Raw genomic sequence first — 6,639 nt, forward strand, 5'->3', positions numbered from 1 at the left:
CGGAATCCCGCCTGTTATTGCGCCGCGCTTTGCAGCGTCATCATTTCCCGAAGGTATTGCCCGAATTCGTCTCGCAGATCGGGACGCGACAGGCCGAAGGCGACAGTCGCCTGCAAAAACCCTGCTTTAGAGCCGCAATCGAACCGCTGCCCCCGGAAGCGATAGCCGTAAACGTCGCGGTCTTGATGCAGTTCCTGATGGATCGCGTCGGTCAGTTGAACCTCACCCCCGGACCCGCTCTTGATATCGTTGAGGTTCTGCAAAACCTTCGGCGTCAGGATATAGCGGCCGATCACCGCGAGGTTTGACGGGGCGTCAGCCGCATCCGGTTTTTCAACCATGCCTTTGACGGACACCATCGTGCCCATGTCGTCCTTGATGTCGAGAACACCGTAAGCCGATGCCTTTTCTGGCGGCACTTCCATCGCGGCAACCATACAGCCGCCGGTGTCCTGATAAGCCTCAACCATCTGTTGCAGGCACGGCTTTTCGGCGGCGATCACGTCATCCGGCAGAATGACCGCAAAGGGTTCATCCGCAATCAGACGGCGGGCGCACCAGACGGCGTGGCCAAGGCCCAGCGCCTTGTGCTGGCGGATATAGGCAATCGCGCCGCTTTCCATATTGGTGTTTTCCAGCGCGTCCAATAGGTCGGTTTTGCCCTTTCTGCGCAGCGATGTCTCAAGCTCTGGCGCGTGGTCGAAGTAATCCTCAAGCGCGCTTTTGCCGCGCGAGGTGACAAAGATGAATTCTTTGATCCCGGCGGCGCGGGCCTCGTCGATTGCGTATTGGATCAATGGTCGATCGACCAGGGTCATGATTTCCTTCGGAACGGACTTTGTCGCCGGAAGAAATCGGGTGCCAAGCCCCGCCACAGGAAAGATCGCTTTGGTTACTTCACGCTTCATTTTACTGCCTCGCACATTCACAACCGCTATCATCGACCAACGCGGCAGAATTATGACAGCGTAGTCAACAAGTCGTCGTGTTTCAAACCCGGTCTAGTTCGCGTGTCTGGGCAAGGTCCGCAACCTCCCTTTTCACGCGCGCGTCATAGTTGAACCGACGGAACAACGGGTCTGAGCGGTAGGATTTCCCGAAAACGCCGCCGGACTGCACCCAGAAGCCATCCGGGTGAAACCAGCGTTTGTGATACAAGGTCGTGCGAGAAAAGAGAAAAACAGTGACGACGCGGCCCTGTTTCGCGAGAGCGCGGGCTTCGGTGAATAGGGATTCCCTTGCGCTGAAGTGGCCACGCAGGACGGTATGCGGCCCGTTCAGGATCGGGGAAAACCGCCGGAACGATGCAACCACAGGCGGAATCTCGCGGACGATGGGCTGCCGGGTCTGCCCATCTGCGAATCCTTGATCGAGTCCGGCAAGCAATCGCGCCATGTCGCGGGGTTCGATGTCCCCCCGGTTCAGGCGGAGGGTCAGGAAACCGTCGCGCAGGGCCGATCTGATTCTCTCAAACTCCGCCGTTGGGCGGTCGCGCTTCTTGAACCACCAACCGAAACTCGCGCCGTTTTCCCGGAGCGACAGCGGCACCTGTCGGTTGGTGCGATAGGCGCTTGCCGCAGGCACATGCTGCACCTGTGCGTCGGGGATAATCGCGGTGCAATACCCCTTGGCGGTGAGGCTGACATTGACGTCCGCATCGTCGAGGCCCATGCGAAAATTCGGGTCAAAACCGCCGATTTCGACCAGCGCATCCCGGCGAAAGGTGCAGTTCGCACCGATGGTCAGAACCGGGTGCTCCTCCTCCGGCCCATAGATCGAGAGGCCATCAGCGATGAACCGGCGAAGCTCCCCCCAGGGCAGGATATGATCGCCACGCCAGCGGTAGCTAAGACCGTTGCGGCTGCGTACGAAGCCAGCGGCGGCGGCGATGTCATGGGTTTGGAACAGGGCCGTGAGGCGGGATAGCCACGTCGGTTCGGCAATCGCATCATCGTCGATGAAGGCAACAACCTCTCCGGCCGCCAGCCCAATGCCGACATTCCTCGCGGCGCTGATATTTGCCTCATCAAATAGCTGCGTCTTGACCTGATCCTGCAGCCCGACGGCCTCGACAGCCGCCAAACTGGTTGGGTCCGCAACGACGATTACCTCAAAGTTCTGGTGCGTCTGAAATTGTAACGACCGTAGACATTTGCGCAGTTCATCTGGCCGATGCCGGCTGACGATGACAACACTGACCGGCTGAACGCTCATCAGGCGGGTTTCAGCGCGACACCCGGCGCGTAGGCGATAAAGAACGGGTTCGCGTAACCCTCTTTCCCGTAGGCGAGCGGGGTATGGTCATCAAAACGCACCACATCACCCCCGGCCCCCAGAAGAACGGCGTGACCTGCGGCGGTGTCCCATTCCATCGTCCGACCAACGCGGGGGTAAAGATCCGCCTCTCCGGTCGCGACGAGGCAGAACTTCAGCGACGATCCCGCGCTCTTGCTGTCCTTGACCTCATACTTTGAGATGTAGTCTTCGGTCGCCTGATCCCGGTGAGATTTTGAGGCGACGATCATCAGCGCGCTATTGTCGGGGTCAGAAACCGCCAAATCAGTCACTGTTCCGGCGGAATCCTTGCTGAAGGGCGCTGTTTCTTCAACCGCTTTGCCCGCTGCGTTCGTATAGAACAGCCGCCCCTTGGCGGGCGCATAGACCACACCACGCACCGGCACGCCGCTTTCGACATAGGCGATGTTCACGGTAAAATCGCCGCGACGCTTGATGAATTCTTTTGTGCCATCCAAAGGGTCAACGATCAGAAAGCTATCAGCGCGCTCACTGTGCGACGCCGCCTGTTCTTCGGTCACGAGAGTCACATCCGGAAACGCCTCGCGCAGACCGGCAGAGATGATGGCATCCGCAGCCTCATCCGCAACGGTCACGGGGCTTTCATCCAACTTCAGCTTCACGTCGAAATCGTCAGAGTTGTAAATCTCCATGATCTTGTCACCTGCTTTGAGGGCAAGACGGCGGATCACGGGGATAAGGCGGTCATAGTTCAAGCGATCTCTCCTGAGCGATTGTTGTATTGTTAGGGTCTTCCACTTATGATCCGCTGCAACTGGAACGGCAAGATTTCCTTGCAGAATATTGCCGTTCCCGCTTTGAATCGCAGGTCACGCCAGATGTTTGAAACCCGGCCCCAGAAAAACACGCTGCAATCGGCAGCCTCGGTGCTGGAGTTGATTTATCACGCCACGGTCCGCGAGGTGCGCAAGACGCATGGGAATGCGCTGATCGGGCTGGCACTCAACATCATGCAAACGATCGTTCTGGTTGGTGCGTTCTATATTATGTTCGCGTTGCTTGAGTTGCGGGGGGCGGCGCTGCGTGGGGATTTCCTGCTATATATCATGTCGGGCATATTCCTGTTCCTGACCCATAACAGGGCGCTTGGCGCTGTTGTCGGCTCTGACGGGCCGGCGTCCCCGATGATGAAACATGCCCCGATGAGCACGGCAATTGCCATCATTTCCGCAGCACTTTCGGCTCTATACATGCAGATTCTGGCGTTGGGCGTCGTGCTGTTCGTCTACCACGTCACCTTTACACCGGTGCATATCCACAATCCGGTTGGCGCGTTCGGGATGCTTCTGCTTGCTTGGTTTACCGGTGTGTCGATCGGGATGGTGTTTCTGGCGTTAAAGCCGTGGTTTCCAAACTTTGTCGGTATCGCAACCACCGTCTATATGCGGGCCAATATGATCGCGTCAGGCAAGATGTTCGTCGCGAATGCAATGCCGGGCTACATATTGGCGATGTTCGACTGGAACCCGCTGTTCCATTCTATCGACCAGGCGCGTGGCTATACCTTCATCAACTACAACCCGCATTTTTCGTCGATCAGCTACGCCTTCTACCTAAGCCTGACGCTGCTGATGATCGGCCTGATGGGGGAGTTCTATACTCGCAAGCACGCCTCGATCAGTTGGAGCGCGCGACGCTAGGCGTATCAATCGACCACGCGCAGGGTCAGGTTGACCCGCCCGCCTTTCGGCAACAATGACGATGACCCAAACCGGATACGGTCGACGCCGTGATAGGTCAGCCGCGCGGCGCCCCCCATCACGACCACATCGCCCGAGGACAGCCAGAGCGATTCTGTCGATCCGCCGCGTTCGGTGTTTCCGATGCGAAACAGCCCATCATCCCCCAGCGACACCGATACGACGGGCCAATCAAAGTTCGCCTCGTCCTTGTCTTGATGCATCCCCATCCGCGCGCCTTCGCCGTAGAAGTTGATCAGGCAACAATCCGGGTCCCGATCAACGCCCGACACCGCGCGCCAGATGTCCAAGACCCGATCCGGGATCGGCGGCCAGTCTGATCCGTTGGGGTGCTGCGACACGTAGCGATAGCCGCCGCGGTCAGAGAACCAGCCATAGCGCCCGGCTGAGGTCATCCGCACCGACATCGGCTTGCCATAGGGCGTCTGCGGCGAAAACGGCGGGGCCGCTGCCATGACCGCCCGCAAGTCTTTGATCAGGGCGGACTGCGCGTCGGCGGCAAGGTAGCCTTTGTAAACCTCGAACCCTCGGACGGTCAGGCGGGCGGTCATCGGCTATGTCACCGATAGAAAGACGCCGATCCCGACAAAGGCCACCGCCGCGACGCGCCGCAGGTCGATTGACTTCACCGGCACGTCGAAGGCCCCCGCCGCATCAATGATCGCGCCACCGACCAACTGGCCAAGGATCAGGGCCGATATCGTGGCGACCACGCCGATCTTCTGCACGCTGAACGTCGCGCCCCAGACGTAAAACGCCCCAAGTGCACCGCCGATCCACACCCACCAAGGGGCCGCTTTCAGGGCCGATAGCGTGGGCATCGCGCCCCGCAAACTTACCAGAATGACAAGAACGACCAGACCGACCGCAAAGGACAACATCGCCGCCGACATCGTATCGCCAGAGAATCGCCCAAGCTGCGCGTTAATCGGTGCCTGCGTTGCGATGCAGACCCCGGCGACCAGCATGATAACAAGCGGCATCATTAACCCGGTATTCATCAGCCTTTACCCCTTGAATTGCATGTGCCGACCCTAAGCCGGGCGGCGACCCACCGCAATTCCCCCAAAAGACTCAGATTATTGAACAAAAAACGCGATATTACGGGCCTCACACCGCTTGCAGGCCCATACCCCCGTCCTTATATACGCTCCGAAGCGTGATCGGGTTCACCCCGGTCGAAATTTGGGATCGGTGCCGTGATGCCTTGAAAGGGTCCGGCGCCAAGACATCGCCTAAGAAGAGGGTAGTAAAGCATGGCTAAAGTCATTGGTATCGACCTCGGGACCACGAACTCCTGTGTCGCAATCATGGATGGCGCGCAACCGCGCGTCGTAGAAAACGCCGAAGGCGCGCGGACGACCCCGTCCATCGTGGCCTTCACGGATGACGAGCGTCTGGTTGGTCAATCGGCCAAACGGCAAGCCGTCACCAACCCGGAAAACACGATTTTCGCCGTTAAGCGCCTGATCGGCCGCCGCGTCACCGACGCGGAAGTGACGAAGGACAAGAAAATCGTTCCTTACGAGATTATCGACGGCGGCAACGGTGACGCATGGGTCGAAGCAAAGGGTGAGAAATACTCCCCTTCGCAAATCTCTGCCTTCATCCTCGGCAAGATGAAAGAAACCGCTGAAAGCTATCTGGGCGAAGAAGTGACGCAGGCGGTTATCACCGTGCCCGCATATTTCAACGACGCCCAGCGTCAGGCCACCAAAGACGCCGGTAAAATCGCCGGTCTTGAGGTGCTGCGGATTATCAACGAACCGACAGCAGCGGCGCTGGCCTATGGTCTCGACAAGAAAGAAAGCAAAACCATCGCGGTCTATGACCTCGGCGGCGGGACGTTCGACGTTACCATCCTGGAAATCGACGATGGTCTGTTCGAAGTGAAATCCACCAACGGCGACACGTTCCTTGGCGGTGAAGACTTTGACATGCGGATCGTCAATTACCTTGCAGACGAGTTCAAAAAGGAAAACGGCGTCGATCTGACGAAGGACAAGATGGCCCTTCAGCGCCTGAAAGAAGCTGCTGAGAAAGCCAAGATCGAACTGTCCTCCTCCAGCCAAACGGAAATCAACCAGCCGTTCATCTCGATGGACCCGAATGGCGGCCAGCCGCTGCACATGGTCATGAAACTGACCCGTGCGAAGCTGGAATCGCTGGTCGGCGACCTTATCAAGCGGTCGATGAAACCGTGTCAGGCGGCGCTGAAAGACGCCGGCATCTCGACCTCCGACATCGACGAAGTCGTGCTGGTCGGCGGTATGACCCGTATGCCGAAGGTCAAAGAAGAAGTTGTGAAGTTCTTCGGTAAGGAACCGCATCAGGGCGTGAACCCGGATGAGGTCGTGGCCGCAGGTGCCGCGATTCAGGCTGGTGTTCTGCAAGGCGACGTTAAAGACGTTGTTCTGCTCGACGTTACCCCGCTGTCCCTCGGTATCGAAACGCTGGGTGGTGTTTTCACCCGCCTGATCGATCGCAACACGACGATCCCGACGAAGAAATCGCAAATCTTCTCGACCGCCGAAGACAACCAGAACGCGGTGACGATCCGGGTGTTCCAGGGCGAACGTGAAATGGCTGCGGACAATAAGATCCTCGGGCAGTTCAACCTTGA

General features: G+C 58.4%; 7 protein-coding genes. 2 read left to right on the top strand and 5 right to left on the bottom strand.

The window, feature by feature from the left end:
* Positions 1-14 precede the first annotated feature (14 nt).
* From galU to cysQ, 3 genes are all read right to left on the bottom strand, one after another.
* The gene (gene galU, locus ACEWPJ_RS16275; RefSeq protein ID WP_416514177.1) at positions 15-908 is read right to left on the bottom strand and encodes a UTP--glucose-1-phosphate uridylyltransferase GalU; all 894 of its coding nucleotides are present in this window, start codon (positions 906-908) and stop codon (positions 15-17) included.
* A gap of 82 nt (positions 909-990) precedes the next feature.
* A complete protein-coding gene (locus ACEWPJ_RS16280; RefSeq protein WP_416514178.1) occupies positions 991-2,214 on the bottom strand; it encodes a glycosyltransferase family 2 protein in 1,224 nt (407 codons plus the stop codon).
* Positions 2,214-3,011, bottom strand: coding sequence for a 3'(2'),5'-bisphosphate nucleotidase CysQ (gene cysQ, locus ACEWPJ_RS16285; protein WP_416514179.1), 798 nt, complete (start codon positions 3,009-3,011; stop codon positions 2,214-2,216). The genes ACEWPJ_RS16280 and cysQ overlap by 1 nt, the downstream gene beginning before the upstream one ends.
* A gap of 123 nt (positions 3,012-3,134) precedes the next feature.
* On the opposite strand from cysQ, the gene ACEWPJ_RS16290 reads away from it, so the two are divergent.
* Positions 3,135-3,956, top strand: coding sequence for an ABC transporter permease (locus ACEWPJ_RS16290; RefSeq protein ID WP_416514180.1), 822 nt, complete (start codon positions 3,135-3,137; stop codon positions 3,954-3,956).
* Positions 3,957-3,961: 5 nt separating this feature from the next.
* Here the strand turns inward: ACEWPJ_RS16290 and ACEWPJ_RS16295 are convergent, their stop codons facing one another.
* Together ACEWPJ_RS16295 and ACEWPJ_RS16300 are read right to left on the bottom strand one after the other, a co-directional pair.
* Entirely contained in the window at positions 3,962-4,567 is a 606-nt protein-coding gene (locus tag ACEWPJ_RS16295) for an alpha-ketoglutarate-dependent dioxygenase AlkB family protein (protein WP_416514181.1), read from the bottom strand.
* A 3-nt stretch (positions 4,568-4,570) separates the two neighbouring features.
* Positions 4,571-5,017 carry a DMT family transporter gene (locus ACEWPJ_RS16300; protein WP_416514182.1) on the bottom strand — a complete coding sequence of 149 codons (447 nt, stop codon included), beginning with the start codon at positions 5,015-5,017 and terminating at the stop codon, positions 4,571-4,573.
* Between the two features lie 255 nt (positions 5,018-5,272).
* Here ACEWPJ_RS16300 and dnaK point away from each other — a divergent pair.
* On the top strand, positions 5,273-6,639 hold a 1,367-nt coding region (gene dnaK, locus ACEWPJ_RS16305; RefSeq protein WP_416514183.1), incomplete at its 3' end, for a molecular chaperone DnaK.

It is taken from the genome of Aliiroseovarius sp. YM-037, from assembly GCF_048060095.1.
Taxonomy (GTDB): Bacteria; Pseudomonadota; Alphaproteobacteria; order Rhodobacterales; family Rhodobacteraceae; genus JBLUOA01.

What these genes read in the sequence shown, in the direction of transcription:
- galU (WP_416514177.1), bottom strand. Translation starts at nt 908, where the DNA reads ATGAAGCGTGAAGTAACCAAAGCGATCTTTCCTGTGGCGGGGCTTGGC.
- ACEWPJ_RS16280 (WP_416514178.1), bottom strand. Translation starts at nt 2,214, where the DNA reads ATGAGCGTTCAGCCGGTCAGTGTTGTCATCGTCAGCCGGCATCGGCCA.
- ACEWPJ_RS16290 (WP_416514180.1), top strand. Translation starts at nt 3,135, where the DNA reads ATGTTTGAAACCCGGCCCCAGAAAAACACGCTGCAATCGGCAGCCTCG.
- ACEWPJ_RS16295 (WP_416514181.1), bottom strand. Translation starts at nt 4,567, where the DNA reads ATGACCGCCCGCCTGACCGTCCGAGGGTTCGAGGTTTACAAAGGCTAC.
- ACEWPJ_RS16300 (WP_416514182.1), bottom strand. Translation starts at nt 5,017, where the DNA reads ATGAATACCGGGTTAATGATGCCGCTTGTTATCATGCTGGTCGCCGGG.